This is a genomic window from Kitasatospora sp. NPDC004289 (assembly GCF_053602875.1).
On record NZ_JBSGEL010000001.1, the window covers coordinates 16,487 to 41,072 of the forward strand.

The 24,586-nt window shown below is 73.6% G+C and carries 20 protein-coding genes; 14 read left to right on the forward strand and 6 right to left on the reverse strand.

Translation table 11 applies throughout. From position 1 onward, the window contains the following. Window positions 1–5: 5 nt before the first annotated feature. The 3 genes from ACWEPF_RS00070 to ACWEPF_RS00080 all read right to left on the reverse strand — a co-directional run bounded on the left by ACWEPF_RS00070 (window position 6) and on the right by ACWEPF_RS00080 (window position 2,535). Window positions 6–842 carry an HAD family hydrolase gene (locus ACWEPF_RS00070; RefSeq protein ID WP_452170764.1) on the reverse strand — a complete coding sequence of 279 codons (837 nt, stop codon included), beginning with the start codon at window positions 840–842 and terminating at the stop codon, window positions 6–8. A gap of 69 nt (window positions 843–911) precedes the next feature. Continuing rightward, window positions 912–1,523, reverse strand: a complete 612-nt coding sequence (locus tag ACWEPF_RS00075) for a hypothetical protein (protein ID WP_449796193.1) — start codon at window positions 1,521–1,523, stop codon at window positions 912–914. A gap of 124 nt (window positions 1,524–1,647) precedes the next feature. After that, window positions 1,648–2,535 (reverse strand): LLM class flavin-dependent oxidoreductase, encoded by an 888-nt coding sequence (locus ACWEPF_RS00080; RefSeq protein WP_452170765.1) that lies wholly within the window; start codon window positions 2,533–2,535, stop codon window positions 1,648–1,650. A gap of 243 nt (window positions 2,536–2,778) precedes the next feature. Here ACWEPF_RS00080 and lanKC point away from each other — a divergent pair, with 243 nt between their 5' ends. Continuing rightward, on the forward strand, window positions 2,779–5,376 hold the full coding sequence (gene lanKC / locus ACWEPF_RS00085) for a class III lanthionine synthetase LanKC (protein ID WP_452170766.1): 2,598 nt from the start codon (window positions 2,779–2,781) through the stop codon (window positions 5,374–5,376). Between the two features lie 173 nt (window positions 5,377–5,549). Here lanKC and ACWEPF_RS00090 read toward each other — a convergent pair whose 3' ends face one another. From ACWEPF_RS00090 to ACWEPF_RS00100, 3 genes are read right to left on the reverse strand one after another with little or no spacing between them, the layout of a single operon-like run. Next, window positions 5,550–5,786 (reverse strand): DUF7683 domain-containing protein, encoded by a 237-nt coding sequence (locus tag ACWEPF_RS00090; protein ID WP_452170767.1) that lies wholly within the window; start codon window positions 5,784–5,786, stop codon window positions 5,550–5,552. Further along, window positions 5,783–9,697 carry a colicin E3/pyocin S6 family cytotoxin gene (locus tag ACWEPF_RS00095; RefSeq protein ID WP_452170768.1) on the reverse strand — a complete coding sequence of 1,305 codons (3,915 nt, stop codon included), beginning with the start codon at window positions 9,695–9,697 and terminating at the stop codon, window positions 5,783–5,785. Before ACWEPF_RS00095 ends, ACWEPF_RS00090 begins: the two co-directional genes overlap by 4 nt. After that, entirely contained in the window at window positions 9,694–10,290 is a 597-nt protein-coding gene (locus ACWEPF_RS00100) for a WXG100-like domain-containing protein (RefSeq protein ID WP_452170769.1), read from the reverse strand. Before ACWEPF_RS00100 ends, ACWEPF_RS00095 begins: the two co-directional genes overlap by 4 nt. A 342-nt stretch (window positions 10,291–10,632) precedes the next feature. Between ACWEPF_RS00100 and ACWEPF_RS00105 the strand changes: the two genes are divergently transcribed. The 13 genes from ACWEPF_RS00105 to ACWEPF_RS00165 all read left to right on the forward strand — a co-directional run bounded on the left by ACWEPF_RS00105 (window position 10,633) and on the right by ACWEPF_RS00165 (window position 24,542). After that, the gene (locus tag ACWEPF_RS00105; RefSeq protein WP_452170770.1) at window positions 10,633–11,409 is read left to right on the forward strand and encodes a hypothetical protein; all 777 of its coding nucleotides are present in this window, start codon (window positions 10,633–10,635) and stop codon (window positions 11,407–11,409) included. Beyond that, entirely contained in the window at window positions 11,402–12,217 is an 816-nt protein-coding gene (locus ACWEPF_RS00110; RefSeq protein WP_452170771.1) for a hypothetical protein, read from the forward strand. Before ACWEPF_RS00105 ends, ACWEPF_RS00110 begins: the two co-directional genes overlap by 8 nt. Continuing rightward, complete coding sequence (locus tag ACWEPF_RS00115; protein ID WP_452170772.1) at window positions 12,214–13,047, forward strand: hypothetical protein; 834 nt, start codon at window positions 12,214–12,216, stop codon at window positions 13,045–13,047. Before ACWEPF_RS00110 ends, ACWEPF_RS00115 begins: the two co-directional genes overlap by 4 nt. After that, window positions 13,044–13,955 (forward strand): hypothetical protein, encoded by a 912-nt coding sequence (locus ACWEPF_RS00120; RefSeq protein WP_452170774.1) that lies wholly within the window; start codon window positions 13,044–13,046, stop codon window positions 13,953–13,955. The genes ACWEPF_RS00115 and ACWEPF_RS00120 overlap by 4 nt, the downstream gene beginning before the upstream one ends. Window positions 13,956–14,113: 158 nt before the next feature. After that, complete coding sequence (locus tag ACWEPF_RS00125) at window positions 14,114–15,067, forward strand: ABC transporter ATP-binding protein (protein WP_345290602.1); 954 nt, start codon at window positions 14,114–14,116, stop codon at window positions 15,065–15,067. After that, window positions 15,060–16,001, forward strand: coding sequence for an ABC transporter permease (locus ACWEPF_RS00130; RefSeq protein WP_452170775.1), 942 nt, complete (start codon window positions 15,060–15,062; stop codon window positions 15,999–16,001). Before ACWEPF_RS00125 ends, ACWEPF_RS00130 begins: the two co-directional genes overlap by 8 nt. Window positions 16,002–16,010: 9 nt before the next feature. Beyond that, window positions 16,011–16,928: an ABC transporter ATP-binding protein gene (locus ACWEPF_RS00135; protein ID WP_452170776.1), complete on the forward strand. Its 918-nt coding sequence runs from the start codon at window positions 16,011–16,013 to the stop codon at window positions 16,926–16,928. A gap of 58 nt (window positions 16,929–16,986) precedes the next feature. Beyond that, entirely contained in the window at window positions 16,987–17,703 is a 717-nt protein-coding gene (locus ACWEPF_RS00140) for an ABC transporter permease (RefSeq protein ID WP_452170777.1), read from the forward strand. A 306-nt stretch (window positions 17,704–18,009) separates the two neighbouring features. After that, complete coding sequence (locus tag ACWEPF_RS00145) at window positions 18,010–18,735, forward strand: FadR/GntR family transcriptional regulator (RefSeq protein ID WP_345290606.1); 726 nt, start codon at window positions 18,010–18,012, stop codon at window positions 18,733–18,735. A gap of 100 nt (window positions 18,736–18,835) precedes the next feature. Further along, on the forward strand, window positions 18,836–20,062 hold the full coding sequence (locus ACWEPF_RS00150) for a CynX/NimT family MFS transporter (RefSeq protein ID WP_452170778.1): 1,227 nt from the start codon (window positions 18,836–18,838) through the stop codon (window positions 20,060–20,062). 98 nt (window positions 20,063–20,160) lie between these two features. After that, on the forward strand, window positions 20,161–21,372 hold the full coding sequence (locus ACWEPF_RS00155) for a threonine synthase (protein ID WP_452170779.1): 1,212 nt from the start codon (window positions 20,161–20,163) through the stop codon (window positions 21,370–21,372). A 112-nt stretch (window positions 21,373–21,484) separates the two neighbouring features. Beyond that, window positions 21,485–22,408 carry a sporulation protein gene (locus ACWEPF_RS00160; RefSeq protein ID WP_452170780.1) on the forward strand — a complete coding sequence of 308 codons (924 nt, stop codon included), beginning with the start codon at window positions 21,485–21,487 and terminating at the stop codon, window positions 22,406–22,408. Window positions 22,409–22,568: 160 nt separating this feature from the next. Then, entirely contained in the window at window positions 22,569–24,542 is a 1,974-nt protein-coding gene (locus tag ACWEPF_RS00165; protein WP_452170781.1) for an LCP family protein, read from the forward strand. Window positions 24,543–24,586: the final 44 nt, after the last annotated feature.

Genomic DNA, 24,586 nt, shown 5'->3' on the forward strand with positions numbered 1-24,586 from the left:
GCCCCTCAGGACAGTCCGAGCAGCTCCTCCACCGCCCGGGCCACGCCGTCCTCCTCGTTGCTGAGGGTGTGCTCGGCGACGGAGGCCAGCACGTCCGGGTGGGCGTTGGCCACCGCGTAGGAGCGCCCGGCCCAGGCCAGCATCTCCAGGTCGTTCGGCATGTCGCCGAAGGCCACCACCTCACTGCGGTCGATGCCCTGCTCGGCGCACCAACCGGCCAGCGTGGTGGCCTTGGTGACCCCGAGCGCGCTGATCTCCAGCAGTGCCACCGGGGCGGAGCGGGTGATCTCGGCGTACCGGCCGGCCACCGCCCGGGCCTTGTCCAGGAAGACGTCCGGGTCCAGCTCCGGGTGCTTGACCAGCACCTTGAACAGCCCGTCGACCCGGCCCTCGGCCAGCAGCCGCTCGGCCGGGGCGACGGGGTGCTCGTTCTGCGAGTCCCACATGAAGAGCGAGTACTCCGGCTCCCGGGCGAAGCCGCCGGGGAACTCGAAGGCGAAGGCGCTGCCCGGCAGTTCGGCCCGGAGCAGTTCGACCACCCGGAGGGTGTCGGCCGGGGCCAGCGGGAAGGTCCGCAGCAGTTCGCCGCGGTGCACGTCCACCACCGCCCCGCCGTTGGAGCAGATGGCCACCCCGTGGCCGCCGATGTGCGGGCTGACCTGCGCCATCCAGCGCGGAGGCCGGCCGGTCACGAACACCACCCGCACGCCGGCCCGCTCGGCCGAGGCCAGTGCGGCGGCGGTCCGCTCCGAGACCACGCCGCCCGAGCAGAGCAGCGTGCCGTCCAGGTCGGTGGCGATCAGCCGGGGCGGGCGGGGCAGCGGGCGGGAGGAGTCGGTCACCGCTCCATCTTCGCTCACCCCGCCCGCCCCGGCCGCTACCGGGACCACCCGCCCCGGCCGCCACCGGGACTACGGGTGCCAGACCTCGCGGATCGAGGTGATCTTGCCGGTGCCGTCCAGCGAGATCTCGTAGATGCCGCCGGAGCAGCTGTACGGGTCCTTCACCTGGGCCCGGTCCACCAGGCAGTCCCCGATGTGCTGCCACAGCTCGCCGACCGGCACCGTCTTGACGTTGCCGGCGCCGGTGGAGATCTGCGCCTTCACCGTGGTCGCGAACATGTAGGTCTTGTCGGCCCCGGCGCCCTCGTAGTGCCCGTCGTTCGGGTCACAGACGAACTTGGCGTCCTTCACGTACAGGGTGTCCTGCTTGGGCGGCTTCACCGCCTGGACGTACTTCCAGTTCGGCTTCGGCGCCGGGGTGCTGCACCCCTCCACGTCCTCGCCGGTGCCCGCGTCGCTGCTCGCCGCAGCGGTCGGGCTCTTGCTCGCGCCCGCCTTCGCGGTGGCCTTCGCGCTGCCCGAGGCGGAGGCGCTCGGCACGGCCGAGGGCGCGCTGCTCACCGTCTCCGACGGGGCGGCGGCGGCCCGCCCGTCGCCCTCGTCCTTCTTCTGGCACCCCGTCAGCCCCAGCACCAAGGCCGAGACCACCGCAACACCCGTCACCAGTCCACGAGCTGACATACCGACGACTCCCCCGCACTTCGATCCACGACCGTCAACGACCGGACAGGCTACCCACCACCGCGGACGCCCGCGCCCGGACCCCTGGTTCTCCAGCGGCCCGGGCGCTGATCGAGGGGCCGTCTCAACCCAGCTGGGCCAGGCCCTCGGTGGCGATCCGTTCGAAGACCGCGAGGTCGTTGGCGAAGATCGAGTCCGGCACCGGCCAGTGGATCACCAGCTCGGTGATGCCGATCTCCCGGTACCTCCCCGCCCAGTCCACGAAGGCGTCCAGCGACTGCAGCGGCTTCTCCGCCGTCGACCCCTGGAGCAGCACCTTCTCCAGCTCGGCGACGTCCCGGCCGCGGGCCTCGCAGGCCGCGGCCAGCTTCGCCAGCTGACCGGCGATCACCGCCGGCGCCTGCTCCACCGGCACGTCGGCCGCTCCGCGCGGGTCCCCGTACGTCACCCAGCCCTGCCCGTGCTCGGCCGCCAGCCGCAGCCCGCGCGGCCCGGTCGCCGCCACGTAGAACGGCACCCGGGGCGTCTGCACGCACCCCGGGACGTTCCGCGCCTCGACCACCGAGTAGTACGTCCCCCCGTGCGTCGTGGCGTCGTTGGTCAGCAGCTCGTCCAGCAGCGGCACGAACTCCCCGAACCGGTCCGCCCGCTCCTTCGGCGACCACGCCTCCTGCCCCAGCGCCGTCGCGTCGAACCCCGCCCCGCCGGCCCCGATCCCCAGCGTCAGCCGTCCGCCGGACACGTCGTCGAGCGTGATCAGCTCCTTCGCCAGGGTCACCGGGTGCCGGAAGTTCGGCGAGGTCACCAAGGTCCCCAGCCGGATCCGCTCGGTGGCCGTGGCCGCCGCCGTCAGGGTCGGCAGCGAGCCGAACCACGGCTGCTCGCGGAACGAGCGCCAGGAGAGGTGGTCGTAGGTGTAGGCGGTGTGGAAGCCGAGGTCCTCGGCCCGCCGCCAGATCTTCTGCCCCTCGCTCCACCGGTGGATGGGGAGGATCACCGTACTGAGTCGCATGGGACCGACCCTACGACGCACGGGGGCGGACGCCCCGTCAGGAGCCGTGCGGGACCAGCGTGGTCGACCCGGCGCCACCGTCCGGGCCCGACCGCCACCGCCCGGGCCCGGTGATCGACCTGACAGGGTCCGGAGCCGGCCCGGGCGGGCGGAGCTGCGGCCATACCGCTTCCGAACCGTCCGTGAACCCGCGCGGGACTCCTCGGCGTCAGGCTGTACCGACCCGCTCCGCAGGAGGTTCCGTTGTTCGACGCGATGTCCGAGGCCTTCGCCGACGCGCAGTTCTACGCCCCCCTCGGCACGATGGCCGACCCGGGCCGGCGCTTCGCCCCCGCCCGGGTGCCGGACGGCTGGCGCGGTGCCGACCGGGACGTCTGGACGGCGTGGAGCGCCCCCGGGGTCCGGCGGGCCGAGCAGGGCTGGAAGGTCCACGTGTCGGCGCGGCTGGAGCGCGCCCAGGAGGTCCTCGACCTGGTGGCGGACCGGTGCTTCGCCGAGGGGGTGCCGTTCAAGCACCTGTCGGCGCACTTCTTCTACCTCGCGCTGCACCACAAGCACGCGGCCCGGCCCCAGGCGGGCAAGTTCTGCGCCGCGTACCCGCCGGACACCGAGGCCGCCGGACGGCTCCTCGCGGCCCTCGCCGAGGACCTGCGCGGCGAGGAGGGCGGGTACGTCCTCACCGACCGCCGGTACCGCGACTCGCGGACCGTCCACTACCGGTACGGCGCGTTCGGCCCCCGGAGCCGGCTGCTGGCCGACGGCACCGCGCAGCCGCTGGTGCGGGACGGGCACGGCCACGAGGTGCCGGACGTCCGGCTGCCCCGTTTCGCCCTGCCCGACGGGGTCACCGACCCCTTCGTCACCGAGGAGCCGGCCCCGCACCGGGGCGCGATCCGGATCCGCGGCTACGAGGTCCTCACGGTGCTGCGGCCGAGCAACGCGGGCGGTGCCTACCGGGCCCGCGACACCCGGACGGGACGCCTCGTCCTGGTGAAGGAGGCGCGGCCGCACAACGGGTACACCTGGGACGGGGCCGCCGCCCAGGAGCGGCTGCGACGGGAGTACGAGACCCTCACCGCCGTGCACGCGGCCGCTCCGGGCGCCTGCCCCGAGCCGCTGGACCACTTCACCGAGTGGGAGCACGACTTCCTGGTCATGGAGCTGGTCGAGGGGCTCCCGCTGGTGAAGTGGATCAACCGCAGCTCGCCCGTACTGCTGGCCGGCCGCCCCGCCGAGGACTTCGACCGGTACCACGCCGCCTGCCGCCGCCTGCTCGGCTCGCTGGACGAGGCGCTTGGCCGCCTGCACGCGCTGGGGCTCCGCTTCGGCGACGTGAACCCGGGGAACGTCATCGTCACCCCCGCCGGGGACGCCAGGCTGGTCGACTTCGAGACCGTGACCCCCGTGTCGGCGGCCCCCGCCCGGATGGGCACCCCGGGCTTCGTCCCGCCCCGGGCCCTCGCCGCCGCGCACCCGGACCCCCTGCTCTCCGACCGCTACGGCGCGGCGGCCGTGGCGCTCGCCCTGCTGGCGCCGTTCCCCAACGCCCCGCAGCTGACCCCGGCCAACTTCGCGCTGCTGCGCCGCGACCTGGCGGCCGTCTCGCCGGTGCCCGAGGACCTGTGGCGGCGGGCCACCGCCTTCCACCGGCCGGGTGCGGACGAGGCCGCGGGCCTGCCCGGCCCCGAGGAGGTGGAGGCCGACCCGCTGGGCTGCCTGGCGCGGCTCGCCCGGCGGACGGCCACCGGTCTGCTCGACCTGGCGGCCCCCGAGCGGCCGGACTGGCTCTTCCCGCCGTCGCCCTCGGCCTTCGGCACCAACACGGTCTGCCTGGCGTACGGGACGGCCGGCGTGGTGCACGCCCTGCACCGGGCCGGCCTGCCGGTCCCCGGGGAGGTCGGCGAGCGGCTGCGGCGGGACGCGCTCGCCTCGGCGGACGCGCTGCCGCCCGGGCTCGCGGTCGGCTCGGCCGGCGTCGCGCGGGTGCTGGCCGAGGCCGGGCACCTCGACGAGGCGGTCGGCCTGCTGCGCACCGCCGACGGCCACCCGCTGACGCGGACCACCAGCACGCTGGCGGGCGGTCGGGCCGGGGTCGGCCTCGCCTGGCTCGCCCTGCACCGGCGCACCGGCGACCCGCGCCACCTGGACCGGGCGGCCGCCGCCGGGGACGCGATCCTGCGCACCCCCGACCTGGGGCCCACGCTCGGCGCCGACGACGCCCGCGGCCTGTTCCACGGCCGCTCCGGGCCGGCCCTCTTCCTGCACCGCCTGGCCGACCGCACCGGGGAGCAGCGCTACCGTCGGGCCGGACTCGCGCTGCTGCACGAGGAGTTGGACCGCGCGGTGGAACTGTCCGACGGCTCGCTGTCGTTCGCCGACAACGGCGTGCGCCGTCGGGTCATGCCCTACCTGGCCACCGGCTCCGCCGGGATCGCCACCGTCCTGCTGCGCTACGCGGCGGGCCCGGCGGCCGACGAACGCTGTGCCACCGCCCTGCCCCGGGTCGTCGCCGACACCCGCAAGGTCAGCGCGGCGCAGCCCGGCCTGCACGACGGCTTCGCCGGCCTGGTCCACCTGGCCGCGGAGCACGCCGACTCCACCCGGGACGGAGCCGACCGCGACCACGCGGTGCGGCTGGCGACCGGGCTCCTCAAGTACGCCGTCCCGCACGGTGACGGCGTCCGCTGGCTCGGAACGGGCTCGCTCCGGTTCAGCGCCGACCTGGCCAGTGGCAGCGCGGGGATCCTGCTGGCACTGTGCCGAGCCCTCCACGGCCCGGGTGACGACCGGTTCACCCTGGATCCCCTCAACCAACCGCAGAGAGAAGGGAGTTGGCGATGACCGAGGTTCTCGCCCTGCAGCAGCTCGCGTTCGAGGACGACGAGGAGTCGGAGGACCGCATGTTCCCCTGCTTCAGCATCTACGAGAGCACGATCACCCAGTCCGACTTCTGACCGCCGGAGTCCCCCGCCGCCGCCCCTCGGGGCGGCGGCGCACCGGCGCGTGACGGACCGTCAGCCCTCCGACTGGGCCTCCAGGAAGTAGGCGGTCCCGGCGGTGTCGGCGGTGGTGCCCATCAGGGCGGCGACGACGGCGGCCTGGGCCTCGTCCAGCGGGAAGCTGGAACCGATCAGGTCCGGGTGGTCGCCGACCAGTCGGGCGGCATCCGTGACGGTGAAGCCGGCGGGGAGCTCCCACTCCACCGTGAGGGAGTCGTCGTGGCGGTCGAAGCCGAGTACTGCCCAGATCACTTCACGCACGTCCGTCCTGAGACCGGGCCCTTGCCCGGCAGCGGTTTGCCGGTGTTCGGATCGAATGCTCCCAGGTGCTTGCCCTGCTTGGTGTACTTCTCGACCTCACCGTGCTGGGAGTCCCACTCGTAGATGTGCTTCTTGTCCTCCCACCGGGGGCGCATCCCGCCGCCGCCCTGGACGGGGGTCTTCGGGGGAACGCGCTGCGCGCCGGGCATGCCGGGGAGGCCGCCCTTGGGCGGGGGCACGCGGGTCGGGACGGCGCGGCTGCCGGGGGCGGGCGTCGGCGGGGTGGTGCCGCCACCGGAGTTGTTGTTGGAGCCGCCGGAGTTGTTGTTGCCCCCGGAGCGCTTCTTCTTGGCGAGCCCGAGCGGGTCGATCTCGTCGAGCGGGTTGGTGACGTAGGCGTAGTGGTTGGGCGCGGGTGCCAGGCCGAGCGGGTCGGGGCCGGTGAAGCGGGCGGTCTCGGGGTCGTAGTAGCGGTGCAGGTTGTAGTGCAGACCGGTCTCGTCGTCCTGGTACTGGCCGGGGAAGCGCAGCGGGCAGTCGGCCGTCCCCACTCCGCCCGGGCCGCCGGCCGGGGCGGTGAGGCCCCAGAGGGTGGCCGCGCGGCGCCACTCGACGGTGCCGTCCGCCGTGACGAGTTCGGTGGGCGAGCCGACCAGGTCGGTGAGGACGGCGTGCCGCTGCTCCTCGACCGTTCCCGTGGCCGAGCGGACCCGGCGGACCTGCGCGACGGGCCGCCACGAGTCCGGTGCGTAGTCCCAGGAGGTGAGGACCACCGCGGACCGGTCGGCGTCGTGCCGGCCCTCCTCGACCAGGACCTCGTCGTCCCAGCAGAACCGGGTCTCGTCGAGGACGGTCCCGTCCGCGGGGTCGACCGACTGCTTGGCGGTGCGCCGTCCCAGCGGGTCGTACAGGTAGCGCCAGTGCTCGCCGGCCGGGGTGTCGGCCGAGGTCAGGCGGTCGTGGGAGTCGTAGTGGAAGTGCCAGCTCCGCTGCTGGCCGGAGAGGGTGCGGAGGTGACGGGCGGTCAGCCGCCCCTGGCCGTCGTACTCGTAGCGGATCCGGCCGGCCCGACGGAGCAGCGAGCCGTCGAGGACCCGGTCGCCGGCGGCCGCGGACGGCAGGTCGGCCCGGATCGGGTTGCCCAGGGGGTCGTACGCGTAGGACTCGCTCCAGGCGGCGGAGCGGGAGGCGGTGACCTGGCCGAGCGGGTCCAGGTCGAAGTGGCGGGTGCCGGTGCGGTCCTCGCTCAGGGAGGTCGGGACGCCGTCGGCCCGGTAGGTCCAGCTCCGGCCGTCCAACCGGCGGGAGGCCCCGGCGGGTTGCCCCTCGTCCACCGCGACGAGCTGCTGGGCGGTGAGGCGGTCCAGGTCGTCCCAGGTGCTGGTGAGGGCGGTCCGGGTGCCGATCCAGCGGTGGGACTCGCGGCCGGCCGCGTCGTGGCCGTAGGCGAGCCGCAGCCCGGCGGTCTCGGCCGTGACGGTCCGGCCGTTCGGATCGTGCTGCCAGGTGGTGACGGTCCCGCCCGGCGTGCGGCGCTCGGTCCGCTGACCGAGCAGGTCGTAACGGTTCGTCAGGACGAGGCCGTTGGCCGACTCGGTCAGGACCCGTCCGAGGGCGTCGTGGGTGAACTCCAGGTGGACCGCGTCGTTCCGGGCGTGCTCGAGGTTGCCCTCCCGGTCGTAGCGGAAGTCGGTCCGGGCCCCGGTGTCGGTGGTCTGGCCGGTCACGCGGCCGAGCGCGTCCCAGCTGAAGTCGACGCTCTGTCCGGCGCCGTTGGTGCGGCGGGTGAGTTGCCCGGCCGCGTCGTGCTCGTAGCGCACCGTCCGGCCGTCGAAGTCGGTCTCGGAGGCGAGGTTGCCCGCCTCGTCGTACCCGTACCGCCAGGCGCGCCCGTCGGGGCCGGTGACGGTGTCGAGCCGGAGTTCCGCGTCGTAGCCGTACTCCCAGCGGTGCCCGGCGGCGTCGGTCCGGGCGGTGAGCAGGCCGAAACCGGTCCGCTCGTACCCGGTCCGTCCGCCGTTGGCGTCGAGGTGCTCCAGCAGGTTGCCCTCGGGGTCGTACCCGCGCTCCTCGCGGCTGCCGTCCGGGAGTTCGCGCAGGGCGGGCCTGCCCTCGACGGTCCAGCCGTAGCGGGTGGTGCGGCCGAGCGGGTCCGTCTCGGCCACCACCCGGCCGAAGGCGTCGCGGACGAGGAGCGTCGTGTGGCCGAGCGGATCGGTGAGGGCGGTGGTCAGACCGGCCGCGTCGGTGGCGAACGTGACGGTCCGGCCGGCGGGGTCCACGGTCGTGGTGGGACGGCCGTGCGCGTCGTGGCCGAAGCGGGTGGTGGCGCCGCACGGGTCGGTGCTGGAGACGCAGTTGCCCCGGTCGTCGTACGCGAGGTGCCAGCTGCCGCCGCCCGGCGTGGTCACCTCGACGGGCAGGCCGAACGCGTTGTAGGCGGTCTCGGTGGTGCTGCCGTCGGGATGGGTCACCCGGACGGGCCGCCCGTGGGCGTCCAGCTCGTAGCGGGTGGTCCGGCCGAGTTGGTCGGTGGTCGAGACGACGTGGCCGTAGCGGTCGTGTCCGGTGCGCAGTTCGTGGCCCGCGGGATCGACGACGCGGACCACGTGGTCGTTCCGGTCGTAGTGGTAGCGGGTGGCGCGGCCGAGCCCGTCGGTGACGGTGGTGACGCGGTTGGCGGTGTCGTAGGCGAAGTTTGCCTCCAGGGCGCCGCCGGAGCCGTGGCTGCGGGCGACCCGCCCGTCCGGGCCGTACTCGTAGGCGTACCAGAAGCCGTTCCGGTCGGTCCAGGAGGTGAGCCGGTCGCGGTCGTCGTACCGGTGGACCAGGGGGAGGCCGGAGGAGTTGGTGATCTCCGCGAGGCGGCCGCGGTCGTCGTACCCGTAGCGGACGACCGTGGTGCCGGATCCGTGGCCGGTGCCGTCGAGCAGCCGCAGTGCCTCGACCCGGGGGCCCGCCGCGGTGTGCAGGACGTCGACGGCCACCCGGTAGCCGCCGGAGTGGTGGAGTTCGACGGGCAGGCCGTCGTCGTCGTACAGGTGGTCCACGCGGTTGCCGTTGCGGTCGGTCAGCGCGCTGATCGGACGGACCTCCGGGGTGCCGGCCGCCGCGAAGTGCAGGGTGCGGCCGGTCTCCACGTCCTCGATCCGGATGGTGTCGGCCTCCCGGTCCCAGGACAGCGGCCAGCGGGCGCCGTCGGCGGGGAGGACGGGACGGTCCGGATCGGACGGGTGCGGGTAGTGCAGGACCTGGGCATCGTCGCCGGCGTAGTGGATGCCCCGGGCGTCGATCTGCACGCGCTGGTCGAGGGTGGAGCTCCAACCGGTGCCGAGGTACTGGCCGCCCTGGTAGCCGGAGGCGTACGAACGCCGGACGGTCAGCGGCAGGATGCCGGGCAGGTCGAGGTCGGTCTCGTCGGAGATCATCTGACCGGAGACCACGTCCACCGGGTCACCGGCGGTCAGGCACCGGGTGTTGCCCTCGGTGGACTGGCCGGGCCGGCCGTCCCCGGGCAGGTTCCGGCCGGATCCGGGGCCACCGCCCGGGCCGCGGCCGGGACCCTTCGGGGTGCCGCTGCCGGTGCCCCGGCCCTTCAGGTCGTCGAGGATCCGCTGCTCGTTGGCCCGGTGGTTGCGGCTGGTCTGTTCGAGGCCGGTGCCGATGTCCTTCAGGTGCTTGGTCAGGGCCTTCTGGCCCTGCTCCATCGAGTCCATCAGCTTGCCGATGCCCTGCTCCGCCGCGGCCGCCAGGCCACCCCTGCCCCTGGTCCGGCCGAAGGCCGAGCGGGCCCGGGAGTGGTGCCGCCGGGCGGAGTCCTCCAGGTCCTCCGAATGCCGGCCGAACCGCTTGGCCAGGTCGTCGATCGAATCCGGATCGTGCCGGAACTCCCCGCCGCTCACCGCGTGCTCCCCCCGTCCGCTGCCGCGTCCTCCAGCAGGTTGACCACCAGCTCGCCCGCCATGCCGGCGAGCGCTTCGACCACCGCGCCGGTGGCCATCTCCATCAGCTGGTCGACGATCATCTGCTCGGCCTCCTTGAGCAGCCTGCGGACGATCACCCTGGTCGCCTGGGTCGCGCCCACCGCACCGAGCTCCGACAGCCCGAAGGTGAACGGGGCCGCCGCCTGAGCGGCTATCACCTCGGCGGCCATGATGACCAGCTGGGCGATGGCGGCGATCTTCGCTCCTTCGATCACCACCGCGACGCCGTCCAGGCAGAAGGCCACCATCCGCCCGCCCTCGGCCAGTTGGCTCAGGTGCGTGCCGGAGACCTTGCCCCAGTGCGCCTCGAAGGCCTGCACCGCGAGGCCCGCGTTGGCGCCCAGCATCCCCTGGACGGCCGTGTGCGCGTCGGCGATGCCGGTGTCGATCTCCGCGGCGAACTCCCGCAGCGCATCGGCCATTTCGCGGTAGTCGTCCTCGTCCACGTTCGGCCAGTTCACGCCGATCAGATCGAGTACCCACGCCAACTCGTCGGGCAGTACGACACCCATTCCGCTTCCACCCCCGTGGCAGACGACCCCAGCAGGCTAGCGGTGCCGCCGCCCTCCGGCAGGGACATCGTCGGATCCGGCCGGGCGAGGTGTTCGTTGCGGTTCGGTCACGGGGTGTCCGGTTGAGTGGGCATTGTGACGGATCGTCGGGGAAATCGGATTGGGGGGTGGGGGGAATGCGAACCATAATCCGTGCTGTCACGCGCGAGGGCGTGCTTCGGTGAGGAGCAGGGGCCCCGCGTTCGGTTCTTCCGGGGGAGTGCCTTGTCCGCGTCCGAGTACGCGTCAGCACCCGTGCCCGAAACCGCCTCCGTGGAGGCGGCCGGGCCCGAGGGTGGGTCAGTGGGGACGACGAGCAGCGGCGGCCGGTTGCCGCGGGCGCTCGGGGTCGGCCTGGCGGTGGCCGGTCTGGTCGCGGTGACCGCGACCAGTGCCGCCGTCACGGTGGCGGTCGGGAAGCCGGAGGGGAAGCCGGTCGCTGCGGCCGCGCCCTCGGCGAGCGCGAGCGCGAGTGCGTCCGCGACGCCGAGCCCCAGCCCGAGTGCGTCCGCGACGCCGTCGGCCAGCCCGACGCCCGCGCCGAAGCCCACGCCCTCGTCGACCCTGCACGGCACGGTGGACGGGGCGACCCACGGCGGCGACCTGCGGTACTTCCTGCTGCCGATGCCCTGGGGCGCCGAGTCCTACGGCCCGTCGGACGGCGTGAAGTTGACCACCGAGGAGGTGGCCGCGGAGTTCTCCAACGCCGAGGAGATGGGCGAGGTGCTCGCCTCCTACGGCTACAAGAACGACGCGGCGACCCGTCGCTACCGGACGGCCGACGGCCGCCAGGAGGTCAACGTCCGCCTGCTGCGCTTCAAGTCGCGGCAGATGGCGAAGGAGTTCGCCGACGGCATGACGATGAGCAAGGGCGAGAGCTTCGGCATCGACGGCGACCCCGACGGCCGCGGCATCATGCTCAAGCCCGAGCAGGAGGCGTGGACCGGGAAGATGGTCGGCCTCTCCTCCGTCGGCGACGTCGAGTACCAGGTCACCGTGTACGTGAAGGGCACGCCGGACAAGGCCGCGCTGCACGACGCGATGAAGCGTCAGCGAGAGAGGTTGTCCTCCGGTGGCTGAACCGTTCACCACGCCCGAGAGCACCGCGCCGGAGAGCACCGCGCCGGAGAGCACCGTGCCCGAGGCCCTGGCGCCCGAGCTGCTCGCGGCCGGTGGCGACCCGGAGCCGTCCGCGCCGCGCCGCCCGCTCTCCACCGCCCGCCTGCTGCTGGCGGCCCTGCTGGTCGGCCCGCTGCTCGGCGCCTCGGTCGGCTACGCCGTCCAGGCGGGCAGCCCGCCCACCCCGCTGCCCGTGCTCGCCGTGCCCTCGCCCACCTACCCGGCCGCTCCGGCGGACCCGCAGGCCGTGGCGGAGGCGGCGGTCGCACCGCTGAAGATCGACGGTGACCTGCGCACCCTGCTGGTGCCCCGGCCGCAGGGAACGGAGGACTGGGACTACGACTACGTGTCCGGCTCCGGCTGGTTCACGGTGGGGGAGAAGGCCATGTCGGTCGGCAACTCCGCCTCGTACTTCCGGTCCATGCTCCAGGACGGGTTCCGCCGCGACGCGGTGGCCACCTGGCGCAAGGGGGACGTGAAGTGGCGGGTCGAGTTGATCCAGTACCACTCGGACAAGGCCGTCGCCGCGCAGCGCGAGGCGGAGCGCCACGAGGTGGGCGCCCTGCCGCTGGGCGGGATCTCCGGCGGCGTCTACCAGACCGACGACACGGCGCAGACGTACGTGGACTCCACCGAGCAGTACTACTCCGGGGAGGCGCTGGCCCGGCGCGGCGACGTGGTGATGCGGATCACCGTGTTCTCGCCCGCCAAGGTCGACCGGGACGAGCTCGCCGGCATCGCCAAGCAGCAGTGGGAGCGGCTGGTATGAGCATCCTCGAGAACCCCGGATCCCCGCAGCAGGAGCAGCGGTTGACGGAGGGTCCGGAGCAGCGGCGCCCGAGCCGGGCCCGGCGCACGGCGCTGCGGGCCGGTGCCGCCGTGGTGGCGGCCGCCCTGCTGGGCGTCGGCATCGGCGTCGGCATCCTGCGCGTCCAGTACCCGGAGGGCGGGACCGCGGCGGCCGCGCCGTCCGGGCAGCCGTCGGTCGCGGCGACGGCCACGCCCTCGGCCTCGCCGAGCCCGTCCTTCGGCACCAGGGAGAACGGCAGCCACTTCGGCTCGCTCCGCGACCTGCTGCTGCCGCTGCCGGACGACCACCGGGTCGGCCCGGACGCGGGCGCGTACGGGAACGACACCGAACTGACCGAGGACCAGCGCAAGAACTGGGTCGAGGACCAGCTGCACGACCTGCCCGAGAAGCTCCGGGACGCGCTGCGCAAGGAGTGGCAGGACCAGCCGCTGACCGGCGCCGGCGTGCGCAGCTACGTGGCGACCGACCACTCGTACGTGGTGACGATCTGGCTGCTGAGGTACCACCAGGAAGCGATCAAGGCGGACACCGCCTGGCAGAACGCGCTGGGTTCGGACTCCGGCCTGTACCGGATCGGCCCGAGCGTGGCCGGTCACGAGCAGGCGCGCTGCTTCCTGCCGTACGCAGCCCCCGGGGCCAAGATCGACCGGCTGGTCTGTTCGGCGGCCGAGGGCGACCTCCGGGTCGAGATGCAGGTGGAGGGGATCGCCCCGCTGCCGAAGGAGAAGACCGTGGAGCTGTTCAGCCGTCAGCTGGACCGGCTGGCCCGTCCGGGAGCGTCCGCATGACCGAGCAGAACGCGCAGCCGGAGCAGAACGCGCAGCCGGCACCGACCGAGCCGCCCGTGCGGGCCGTCGCCCCGCCGCTCGTTCCGGAGCAGTCCGCCCCGGCGCCGGCGTCGGACCCGGCCCTGGCCCCGGCCGAGGCCGACGCCGTGCCCGGCACCGAGGGCCCGGCCGCGGAGCGGCCTCGCCGCCCCCGCCGCAAGGTGCGGGCCCGCTGGGTGGCCGCCGTGCTGGTGGCGGTGCTGACCGGCACCGGCGCAGCCGCCGCGGTGATCGCCCCGGAGCGGACCGAGCTGCCCGGCCTCAGGACCCCGAACGACGGCCGGTACGTCCTGCCGGAGTTGACGCTGCCTCCGCTGCCCTCCGGCCGGCCCGCCCCGTCGGCCAGCGGTGCGGGCAACCGGCACCACGCCGACCTGCGGCAGCTGCTGCTGCCGGCACCGGCCGGGATGACCGCGGCGGCCGAACGGAAGGGCTGCGGGGACTACGCCGAGCTGGAGAAGGAGCCGGCCGAGGCCCGCGCGATCCTGCTGCAGAACGGTTGCCGGGACGCGGTCCGCCGGGTCTGGACGGCGCCCGACGGCACCCGGACCGAGCTGTGGCTGCTCCGCTTCGGCTCCGAGGACGAGGCCAAGGCCCACTACCTGGTGATGAACTACGGCCAGCTCAAGGAGCCGGCCGGGCTGGAGGCCTCGGTCGACGGCATCGCCCCGGAGATGGACCGGATCACCACCGTCAAGGTCAGCGCGGACAAGGCGGGCAAGCCCGGCGAGCAGCCCCGGCCGGTCGCCAGGGCCGCGTACTTCCAGCGCGGGGACGTGACGGCGCTGGTGCTGACGGCCAATCAGGACGGCGTCCCGCTCCAGGCCTTCCGCCAGGTGGCCATGGGCCAGTTCGGCATGCTGGGCTGACGCCCGCGCCCGCGCCCGGCACCGGGCCCGGCACCGGGCCCGGCACCGGGCCGTCCGACCCTTAGGGGCTGGGCGGCCCGGCGTCATCCTGCGGTAGGGGGAGCGGCTCCTCTCGCCAGCTCATTCCACCCACGGGGCGCGGCCACTAGGTTGGGACGGTGTCCACCACTGTCATCAAGACGGACGCCCTCACCAAGAAGTTCCCCCGGGTCACCGCACTGGACCGGCTCACCGTAGAGGTGCAGCCCGGTGTGGTCGGTCTGGTGGGGGCGAACGGGGCGGGCAAGTCCACACTCATCAAGATCCTGCTCGGGCTGGCCCCGGCGACCTCCGGCACGGGCCAGGTGCTCGGCCTGGACATCGCCACCGAGGGCTCCGCGATCCGCGAGCGGGTCGGCTACATGCCCGAGCACGACTGCCTGCCGCCGGACGTCTCCGCGACGGAGTTCGTGGTGCACATGGCCCGGATGGCCGGGCTGCCGCCGGCCGCCGCGCGCGAGCGGACCGCCGACACGCTGCGCCACGTCGGCCTGTACGAGGAGCGCTACCGCCCGATGGGCGGCTACTCGACCGGCATGAAGCAGCGGGTGAAGCTGGCCCAGGCCCTGGTCCACGACCCGCAGTTGGTGCTGCTGGACGAGCCGACCAACGGCCTCGACCCGGTCGGCCGGGACGAGATGCTCGGCCTGATCCGGCGGGTGCACACCGACTTCGGCATCTCGGTGCTGGTCACCACCCACCTGCTCGGCGAGCTGGAGCGCACCTGCGACCACCTGGTGGTGATCGACGGCGGCCGCCTGCTGCGGTCCTCCTCCACGGCCTCCTTCACCGAGGCGACCCAGCTGCTGGCGGTCGAGGTGACGGACCGTCCGGACGATCCGGGCTTCGACGCCGACGAGGCCGTCCGGGAGCGGCTGGCCGCCGCCGGTCTGGTGGTCCGTCAGGACGGCGCCAAGATCCTGCTGGTGGAGATCGCCGGCGACGAGACCTACGACACCGTCCGGGACACCGTGGCCGACCTGGGCCTCGGCCTGGTCCGGCTGGAGCAGCGCCGCCACCGGGTCTCCGAGATCTTCACGACCGAGTCCACGGAAGGCCGTGCCGATGTCTGAGCAACTTCCCTCCGGAGCGGCGCCGGTGGACTCGCCGGTGGGCTCGCCGGTCGACACCGGGGTCATCCACAACATCGGCTACCGCAGCTACCAGGGCCCCCGGCTCGGCCGCGGCTACGCCACCCGCTCGCTCTACGTGCAGAGCCTGCGCGCCGCCTACGGCCTCGGCCGCTCGGGCAAGTCCAAGGTGCTGCCGATGCTGGTGGCCTCCGCGCTGACGGCCGCCGCCGTGGTGATCGTGGCGATCGGGCTGTTCCTCCAGGGGCCGGTCAAGACCGACCTGTTCCCGGTGGACTACGCGCAGTTCCTCTCCGCCTTCGGCGTGCTGGTGCAGATCTTCGTGGCCGCGCAGGCCCCGGTGCTGATGTCGCGGGACCTGCGCCACCACACCGTGCCGCTGTACTTCTCCCGGCCGATCACCCGCGGCGACTACGTCCGGGCCAAGTTCGCCGCGATGACCTCGGCCATGCTGCTGATGACCGTCACCCCGCTGCTGGTGCTCTACCTGGGCTCGATCCTGGGCGGGCTGCCGCTCGGCAAGAACACCGGGCACTTCCTCCAGGGCCTGGCCGTCGCGGTGGTCCTCTCGGTGCTGTACGCCGCGCTGGGCCTGGCGATCTCCGCGCTGACCCCGCGCAAGGGCTTCGGCGTGGCCGCCATCATGGGCGTGCTGGTGGTGAGCCAGCCGGTCGCGGCCATCTTCTACGTCCTGATCGGCGGCAACCGGATCGACCCGCCGGAGTCCGCGCACTGGGCCTTCCTGCTCTCCCCGACGAACGCCGCCGAGGCGATGCTGAACCAGCTGCTGGACATCAGGACGGCCGGGCCGCTCACCGCCCCGGACGGGATCGGCGTGGCGGTCTTCGCGCTGGCCGTGGCCGCGATGATCGGCGGCTCGTACTGGGCGCTGCTGCGCCGCTACCGGAAGATCTGAGGGAACGTCATGGCCGTCATCACCATCGACAGGGTCTCCCGCTGGTTCGGCAACGTGGTCGCCGTCAACGACGTCAGCATGGAGATCGGGCCGGGCATCACCGGTCTGCTCGGGCCCAACGGCGCGGGCAAGTCCACCCTCATCCACATGATGAGCGGTTTCCTGGCCCCCTCCTCCGGGGCGGTCACCCTGGACGGGGAGCCGATCTGGCGCAACCAGGAGGTCTACCGCAAGATCGGCCTGGTCCCGGAGCGGGAGTCGATGTACGACTACCTGACCGGCTGGGAGTTCGTGCTGGCCAACGCCGAACTGCACGGCCTGGCCGATCCGGGTGCGGCCGCGAAGAGGGCGCTCGGGATGGTCGAGATGGAGTACGCCCAGGACCGGAAGGCCGGGACGTACTCCAAGGGCATGAAGCAGCGCGTCAAGATGGCCTCCGCACTGGTGCACGACCCCGAGGTGCTCCTGCTGGACGAGCCGTTCAACGGCATGGACCCGCGCCAGCGGCTGCAACTGATGGAGCTGCTGCGGCAGTTCGGCTCGGCCGGGCGGACGGTGCTGTTCTCCTCGCACATCCTGGAGGAGGTCGAGCAGCTGGCCCGGCACATCGAGGTGGTGGTGGCCGGCCGGCACGCCGCCTCCGGTGACTTCCGGAAGATCCGCCGCCTGATGACCGACCGCCCGCACCGCTACCTGGTCCGCTCCAGCGACGACCGCCGGCTGGCCTCCGCGCTGATCGCGGACAGCTCCACCGCCGGGATCCAACTGGACTGGCACGAGCGGGCGCTGCGCATCGAGGCGATCAACTTCCCGCAGTTCACCGCGCTGCTGCCGAAGGTCGCCAAGGAGGCCGGGATCCGGCTCTACACCGTCTCCCCGGCCGACGAGTCGCTGGAGAGCGTCTTCTCCTACCTCGTCGCCAACTGACGCCCCGCCTCCGACGCCCCGTCGCCGACGTCTCGTCGCACCCGAAAGGCTGACCCCTGTGAACCTGACCGTCGCCAGGCTGACCGTCCGCGGCCTGCTGGGGCGCCGCCGCGGCCTCCTGCTGCTGGCCGCGCCCGTGCTGCTGCTGGTGATCTCCGTGATCGCCCGCAGCGGCAGCGAGGACAAGCACGACCTGGCCACCACCATCCTCGGCCAGCTCTCGCTGGGCACCCTGCTCCCGCTGCTCGGCCTGATCATCGGCACCGGCGTGATCGCCACCGAGATCGACGACGGCTCGATCGTCTACCTGCTGGCCAAGCCGCTGCCCCGTTGGCAGATCATCACCACCAAGCTCGCGGTGGCCGTGGTGACCACCTGGGTCTTCGCGGCGCTGCCCGCCCTGATCTCCGGGTTGGTCCTGGTCGGGACCGAGGACGGCCTCGCGGTCGGCTACGCGGTCGGCACCCTGGTGGCCGGCGCCGCCTACAGCGCGCTCTTCCTCCTGCTCTCGGTGGTCACCCGCAACGCGGTGGTCGTCGGTCTCGTCTACGCCCTCATCTGGGAGAGCCTGATCGGCAACTTCGTCGACGGCGCCAAGACCCTGAGCATCCAGCAGTGGGGCCGCAGCATCGCCGAGTCCGTCGCCGCCGAGGGCGCCATCGACGCCACCGTGGCCACCGCGGTCGCCGTCCCGCTCCTGATCGTGGTCATCCTGGGCGCCACCGCCCTCGCCGCCGTCAAGCTGGCCGGCCTCACCCTGGCCTCCGAGGAGTAGCCCGCATCCCGCACCGCGAACGAGGAGGGCCCCGGCTGATGCCGGGGCCCTCCTCGTTCGCGGGCACCCACCCGGAACCCTTCGGGGGCGGCCAAGGCCACCTCCCCCGACGGCCACGCAACGCCCCCGAAGGTGAGCACATGCTCACACCGTGTCGATCATCCGCACCACCCCCGTTCGGCGGGGTGTGTCCCGGGGCGCCCCGTGCTAGACGTGCTGTCAACAGTGACCAGTTGTAGGATGACCGGGCAAGAGGTTGTAGGATGACTGCCGTCCACTGCTGAGCGAACCCGGAAGGAGCCCCCCATGAGTGCGGACGGGCTGCAGGCCGCCGGGCGGCGTTCGCTGGTGGACGTGACGATCGAGCAGCTGCGCGAGCAGCTGAGCGCCGGGAGCTGGCCGGTCGGGGCGCGGATCCCGACCGAGCACGAGCTGGCCGAGCGGCTCGGGGTCGGGCGGAACACGGTGCGGGAGGCGATCCGGGTGCTGGTGCACGCGGGGATGCTGGTCTCGCGCCAGGGGGAGGGCACCTTCGTGACCTCCACCACCGACCCGGCCGCGGTGCTGCGCGGGGTGCAGCGCTCCGGCGTCCGGGACGTGCTGGAGGTCCGGGCCGCGCTGGAGGCCGAGGCCGCTCGCCTGGCCGCCGTGCGGCACACCCCCGAGGACATCGCCCGGATGCGTGCGGCGCTGGCCCGCGAGGCCGAGATCATCGCCGCCGAGCCCGACCGGGCGGGGCGCGAGGCGACCGTCGAGCACGACCTGGAGTTCCACACCGCGGTGGTCGAGGCCGCCCACAACCCGGCGCTGACCGAGGTCTACCGGTACTTCGGGGCCTCGGTGCGCGAGTCGATGCGGACCGCCTTCGGAGACCACGAGATGCCCGAGGTGGTCGTCGCCACCCACGAGGCGCTGGTGGACGCGATCGAGAGCGGCGACCCGGAGCTGGCCGAGGCCGCCTGTCGCCGGCTGCTCGCGGAGCCGACGGCCGCCGTGGAGCAGCTGCTCGCCGCCATCGCCGCGCGGAAGTGACGACCGTTCAGCCCGAGTCGTAGCCCGCGCACGTCACCGGCCGCACGAGCCGGTCCCTTCCTCGTTCCGCCCCGCCCTGTCCGGAGAAGACACCACCGTCATGACGGTCACCCACGCCCAGCAGCTCGCCACCCCGACGGTCCGTACCCGCACCAGGCTCGCCCACCCCGCGCTGATGCTGCTCGGCATCGTGCTGGTGGCGCTCAACATGCGGGCCTGCCTGGCCGCGATCTCCCCGCTGGTCGGCGAGATCCAGCGCACCTTCGGCCTGTCGGCCACCGCCGCCGGCCTGATCACCACCGTGCCGGTGCTGTTCCAGGGCCTGGGCGCCCCGCTGACGCCCCGGCTGACCCGGCGCTTCGGCGCGGAGAAGGTGGTGCTCGGCGCGGTGCTCACGCTGGGCGCGGGGGTGCTGCTCCGGGTGCTGCCCGACGTCGCGGCGCTGTACGCGGGTTGCATGGTGATCGGGGTCGCCATCGCGGTGCTGAACGTCTCCATGCCGGGCCTGGTGAAGCGGGAGTTCCCGGGGAACGCGGCCACCATGACCGGTGTCTACTCCACCACCATGCTGGTCGGCGCGACCCTCGCGGCGGCCACCTCGGTGCCGCTGGAGAAGGTGCTCGGCGGCGGTTGGCAGGGCTCGCTGGCGGCCTGGTCGGTGCTGGCGCTGGTGGCCGCGGCGGCCTGGCTGCCGCAGGTGCTGAAGTCCCGTCAGGAGAAGGCCGCGGTCGCGGCCGCTCCGGCCGGTGCGGCGATCGCGAACATCTGGCGGAACGGGCTGTCCTGGCGGATCAGCGTCTTCATGGGCGTCTCCTCGCTGATGGTCTACACGCTGGTGGCCTGGATGCCGACCATCCTGGCGGACCACGGCATGGACCGCGGCGAGGCCGGTCTGGTCTTCGCGTTCAGCAACCTGGTCCAGGTGATCGGCGCCTTCCTGGTCCCGCTGATCGCCGGCCGGATGACCCGTCAGCGCGGGCTCGCGGTCACGATGGCCGGGCTCAACGCGGTGGGCATCACCATCCTGCTGCTGGCCCCGGTCTCCGGCGCCTGGCTGGCCGCCGGCGTGCTCGGCATCGCCCAGGGCGGCTCGCTCGGACTGGCGCTGGCCTTCATCGTGCTGCGCACCCGCAGCGCGCTGGGCGCGGCGCAGCTCGGCGGCATGACCCAGGCGGTGGGCTACCTGGTGGCGGCCGCCGGGCCGGTCGGCGCGGGCGCGCTGCACCAGCTGACGGGCGGTTGGGAGCTGCCGCTCGTGCTGCTGCTGGCGCTCGCCGCGGTGGCGGCGGTGGCCGGCTGGGGCGCCGGGCGCAACCAGGTGCTCTGAGCGGCCCCGCCGCCACCTGACACAGTCGGGGTGCCGATCGCCTCCGGGAGTGCCCGAAGAGGCCCTCGACCACCCTCCGTGTCCCTACCGTTGGCGGCATGACAGCTGCCGCTTCCCTGGCCACCGCTCAGGTCTCGCTCGGCGATCCCGAGGTCCGGTACCCGCTCTGGCCCGCCCTCACCGCCGGGTGCCCGGTCACCAGCACCCCCGAGCTCGCCTACCCGGTCGAGGTCGACTACGACTACCCGGCCGTCCCGGCCGCCCTGTTCGCGCAGCCGCCCGGCCCGGGCCTGGACCGCTGGGCCCCGCTGCTGCCCCCGCTGGACGCGCCCACCCTCGGCGAGGGCGGCACCCCCCTTCTCGCCCTCCCCGACGGCACCCTGGTCAAGGACGAGTCCCGCAACCCGACCTGGAGCCACAAGGACCGCCTCAACCGGGTCACGGTCAGCGCCGCCGTCCACCAGGGCGCGCCCGGCATCGTGGTGGCCTCCTCCGGCAACCACGGCGCCTCGGCCGCCGCGTACGCCGCCCGGGCGGGGCTGCGCTGCGTGGTGCTGGCCTCGGCGAGCTCGCCGCCGGCCGTGCAGTCCTTCCTGAACGCCTACGGCGCGCTGGTGCTCCCGGTGCCGGTCGAGGCCCGCTGGCCGCTGCTGCGGCAGATCGCCGAGCGGACCGGCTTCCACCCCGTCAGCAACCACACCCGCACCCACACCGGCCACGGCTTCGGTGCCGAGGGCTACAAGACGGTGGCGTACGAGCTGCACGCCGAACTGGGAACCCCGGCGGCGGTGTTCGTGCCGACGGGGTACGGGGAGCTGCTGTACGGGGTGTGGAAGGGCTTCGCCGAGCTGCACCGGCTGGGCGTCGCGGACCGGGTGCCGCGGGTCTTCGGCTGCGAGCCGGCCGCCGGCGGTCCGCTGGCGGCGGCGGTGCGCACCGGCGCCCCGGCCGCGGTGGTGGAGGTCGGCCCGACGGAGGCGTACGCGATCGACGTCACCAACGGCGGCCACCGGGGGGTCCGGGCGGTCACCGCGAGCGGTGGCGGTGCGCTGCTGCTGACGGACCGGGAGGTCCGGGCCGCGCACGGGGAGTTGGCGGCCCAGGGGCTGTGGTGCGAGTTCTCCTCGGCGATCGGGCTGGCCGGTCTGCGGCAGCTGGGCGGGCCGGCGGCCTTCGACGGGCCGGTGGTCTGCGTCTCCACCTCCAGCGGCTTCAAGGACCTGCGGGTGGGCACCGAGCGGGCCGAGGCGCTGGACCCGGAGTGGGAGGCGGTGGCGGGCCGGCTGAAGGCGGCGGGGATCGAGGCCTGAGCGGTCCGGGCGGCCCGGGCGGCCCGAACGGTTCACCGGTGCGGAACCGCGCCGCCGTGCCCTGCGTTTCTCCGTTCGCCGTTCCCCTTTCCCGGAGTTGGAGTACCGCCCCATGGTGTTCAAGAAGCTGCTCGGTGCCCTCGGTGTCGGCGGCCCGGCCGTCGACACGGTGCTGTCCACGCCCGTGGTGCGGCCCGGAGGCCTGATCGAGGGTCAGGTCCACCTGACCGGCGGCAGCCAGGAGGCGGCGGTCAACGCGATCACGCTCGATCTGGTCGCCCGCGTGGAGATCGAGCACTCCGAGGGCGAGTCGAACGGCCTGGCGGGCTTCGCCCGGCACGTGGTGACCGGTCCGTTCACCCTGGCGGCGGGCGAGCGGCGCTCGCTCCCGTTCTCCTTCGCGGCCCCGTACGAGATCCCGGTGACCGAGCTGGCCGGGCAGCACCTGCACGGCATGGCGCTGGGCGTGCGGACCGAGGTGGACATCGCCGGGGCCCGGGACAAGGGCGACGCCGACCCGCTCGGGGTGGAGCCGCTGCCGGTGCAGCGCGCGCTGCTGGAGGCCTTCACGGCGCTCGGCTTCCGCTTCCGCTCCGCCGACCTGGAGGCCGGGCGGATCCACGGCACCGCGCAGGGCCTGCCGTTCTACCAGGAGATCGAGTACCTGGCCGCGCCGCAGTACGCGGACCGGTTCGGCGCGCTGGAGCTGACCCTGATCACCTCGGCCGAACGGGTCGAGGTGGTGCTCGAGTTCGACCGCCGGAGCAGCGACGTGGTCAACCACCACGTGGTGGAGCACGCGGTGGCCGGGCAGGACCTCACCGGCCTGGTGGACGGCTGGATCCAGGAGGCGCTGGCCAAGGGCTCGTACGGCCACTCCCACGGCCACGGCCACGGGGGCGGGCACGGCTTCGGCGGCGGCCTGGTGGCGGGTGCGGCGGTCGGGGTGGTCGGCGGTCTGGTGGTCGAGGAGTTCATGGACGAAGTGGTCGAGGAGGCGTTCGAGGACGCCTTCGAGGATGCCTTCGAGGACTGATCCGATCGGGGTCACGGGGCTTGGTGGATCCTGCAATCGGGAGCCCGCCCCGTGACTCCGCAATGTTGCCTTTATATGCTCCGCAGAAGCTCTCCACGGCGGTATGAGGTCGGGGCGAAGCTGACGGAGTAGTACCTGGCTGCTGGTGGAGGGTGTGCGAATGTCTGGCCAGAGGCCGGGGTCCCCGGACCACGCCGAATGGTGGCGCGACGACGCCGCTCACGGGGGGGCCTACCAGGACCCGTACCAGCAGCAGTCGTACCCGCAGCAACCGCAGTACCAGCAACCGCAGTACCAGCAGCCGCAGTACCCGCAGCAGGGCTACTACCAGCAGCCGCAGGCGCCCTATCAGCCGCAGGACCCGTACCAGGAGCAGTACCAGCAGGTGCCGCAGCAGGTCCCGCCGCCGCAGCGGGCCCAGCGGCCGGTCCCGGAGCCCGAGCCGGATTACCTCGACCAGGAGCCGGTGCCCCGGCAGCCCACCGGCGGCCGGGCCGAGGCGCGCCGGGCCCAGCAGGCGGCCGCACTGGCGGCGCAGGGCGGCGCGGGCGCCGAGGACGGTACGCCGCCGGCCGGGCCCGGCCGGGCCGCGACCCGGGCCGCCGCGGCCAAGGGGGCTCCCAAGCGCAGCCGGAAGAAGATCGTCGCCCTGGTCGCGGCCGGGGCGATGGCCCTGGTGGTCTGCGCCGGCGGCGCGCTCTACCTGAAGTTCAACGGCAACCTCAGCACCTTCGGCAGCGACGGCCTGAACGAGGACCGCCCGGACGCCGCAGCGCCCGACGCCAACGGCAACACCCCGCTCAACGTGCTGCTGATCGGCTCCGACTCGCGGGCCGGCGACAACGCCAACCTGGGCGGCGGCGAGGAGGGCGGCGCGCGCTCCGACACCACGATCCTGCTGCACGTCTACGCCGACCGGAAGCACGCGGTCGGCGTCTCCTTCCCGCGCGACGCGCTGGTCACCCGCCCCAAGTGCAAGCTCCCGAACGGGAAGTGGACCAAGGAGGAGGCCGGGGTCATGTTCAACTCCGCCTTCTCCGTGGGCGGCACCGAGGAGGGCAACCCGGCCTGCACCCAGAACACCGTGGAGAAGCTCACCGGCCTGCGGGTCGACCACACCATCGTGGTGAGCTTCCAGGGCTTCGCCGCCATCACCGACGCGGTCGGCGGCGTCAACGTCTGCCTGCCCAACGCCATCTCCGAGGGCGACCTCAACCCGAACCTGCACCGCAAGGGCAAGCAGATCTTCCCCAAGGGCGAGCAGAAGGTCTCGGGCCAGAAGGCGCTGGACTACGTCCGGCTCCGGCACGGCATCGGCGACGGCTCGGACATCGGCCGGATGAAGCGCCAGCAGGCCTTCCTGGGTTCGCTGATCAAGGACATCAAGGCCAAGGGCATGGACGCCGGGACGCTGCTCCCGCTGGCCGACGCGGCCACCAAGTCGATCACCGTGGACGAGGCGCTCGGCTCCCCGGCCAAGCTGCTCTCCTTCGCGCTGCAGATGAAGAACATCGACCTCAAGAACATCCAGTTCATCACCCCGCCGTGGCGCTTCGAGGGCTCCCGGGTGGCCTTCCAGAAGCCCGACGTGGACGCCCTCTGGGCCGCCCTGAAGAGCGGCCGCACGCTGGACGGCCAGGACGCCAACGCACCCGCCGCGGGCGGCGGTTCGCCCGCCCCGGCCGCGCCCTCGCCCAGCCCCTCGCCGACCCAGGCCGCCCCGTCCGCGGTCAAGGGCACCGGCGTGAAGGTGAACGTCTACAACGGCACCACCACCGCCGGGCTGGCCACCGGCGCGGTCACCAAGCTGAAGGACTCCAAGTTCACGGTCGGCGCCACCGGTAACGCCTCCACCCAGAACCACACCACGACCACCGTGCAGTACGGCCCGGGCCAGAAGGCCGGTGCCCAGCTGGTCGCCGACCTGTTCCCCGGGGCCACCCTGGAGTCCTCCACCAAGGCCGGCATCAACCTGGTGCTCGGCCAGGACTACGCCGCGGCCAACGGCGCCACCACCCCGGCCGCCGGCGGCGCCGGCGCCACCCCGACCGCGCTGCCCACCAGCATCTCGGGCGCGGCCCGCTCCGCGGACGCCCCGGCCTGCGACGACCTCACCTACGGCAGCCCGGGCTGACGACGCGTCAGGGGCCCGGCGCGTGCGCACCGGGCCCCTGCTGA

Excerpts from the sequence above, each read along its gene's own strand:
- ACWEPF_RS00075 (WP_449796193.1), bottom strand. The coding sequence starts at position 1,523 with ATGTCAGCTCGTGGACTGGTGACGGGTGTTGCGGTGGTCTCGGCCTTG.
- ACWEPF_RS00080 (WP_452170765.1), bottom strand. The coding sequence starts at position 2,535 with ATGCGACTCAGTACGGTGATCCTCCCCATCCACCGGTGGAGCGAGGGG.
- ACWEPF_RS00100 (WP_452170769.1), bottom strand. The coding sequence starts at position 10,290 with ATGGGTGTCGTACTGCCCGACGAGTTGGCGTGGGTACTCGATCTGATC.
- ACWEPF_RS00115 (WP_452170772.1), top strand. The coding sequence starts at position 12,214 with ATGAGCATCCTCGAGAACCCCGGATCCCCGCAGCAGGAGCAGCGGTTG.
- ACWEPF_RS00120 (WP_452170774.1), top strand. The coding sequence starts at position 13,044 with ATGACCGAGCAGAACGCGCAGCCGGAGCAGAACGCGCAGCCGGCACCG.
- ACWEPF_RS00130 (WP_452170775.1), top strand. The coding sequence starts at position 15,060 with ATGTCTGAGCAACTTCCCTCCGGAGCGGCGCCGGTGGACTCGCCGGTG.
- ACWEPF_RS00135 (WP_452170776.1), top strand. The coding sequence starts at position 16,011 with ATGGCCGTCATCACCATCGACAGGGTCTCCCGCTGGTTCGGCAACGTG.
- ACWEPF_RS00145 (WP_345290606.1), top strand. The coding sequence starts at position 18,010 with ATGAGTGCGGACGGGCTGCAGGCCGCCGGGCGGCGTTCGCTGGTGGAC.
- ACWEPF_RS00150 (WP_452170778.1), top strand. The coding sequence starts at position 18,836 with ATGACGGTCACCCACGCCCAGCAGCTCGCCACCCCGACGGTCCGTACC.
- ACWEPF_RS00155 (WP_452170779.1), top strand. The coding sequence starts at position 20,161 with ATGACAGCTGCCGCTTCCCTGGCCACCGCTCAGGTCTCGCTCGGCGAT.
- ACWEPF_RS00160 (WP_452170780.1), top strand. The coding sequence starts at position 21,485 with ATGGTGTTCAAGAAGCTGCTCGGTGCCCTCGGTGTCGGCGGCCCGGCC.
- ACWEPF_RS00165 (WP_452170781.1), top strand. The coding sequence starts at position 22,569 with ATGTCTGGCCAGAGGCCGGGGTCCCCGGACCACGCCGAATGGTGGCGC.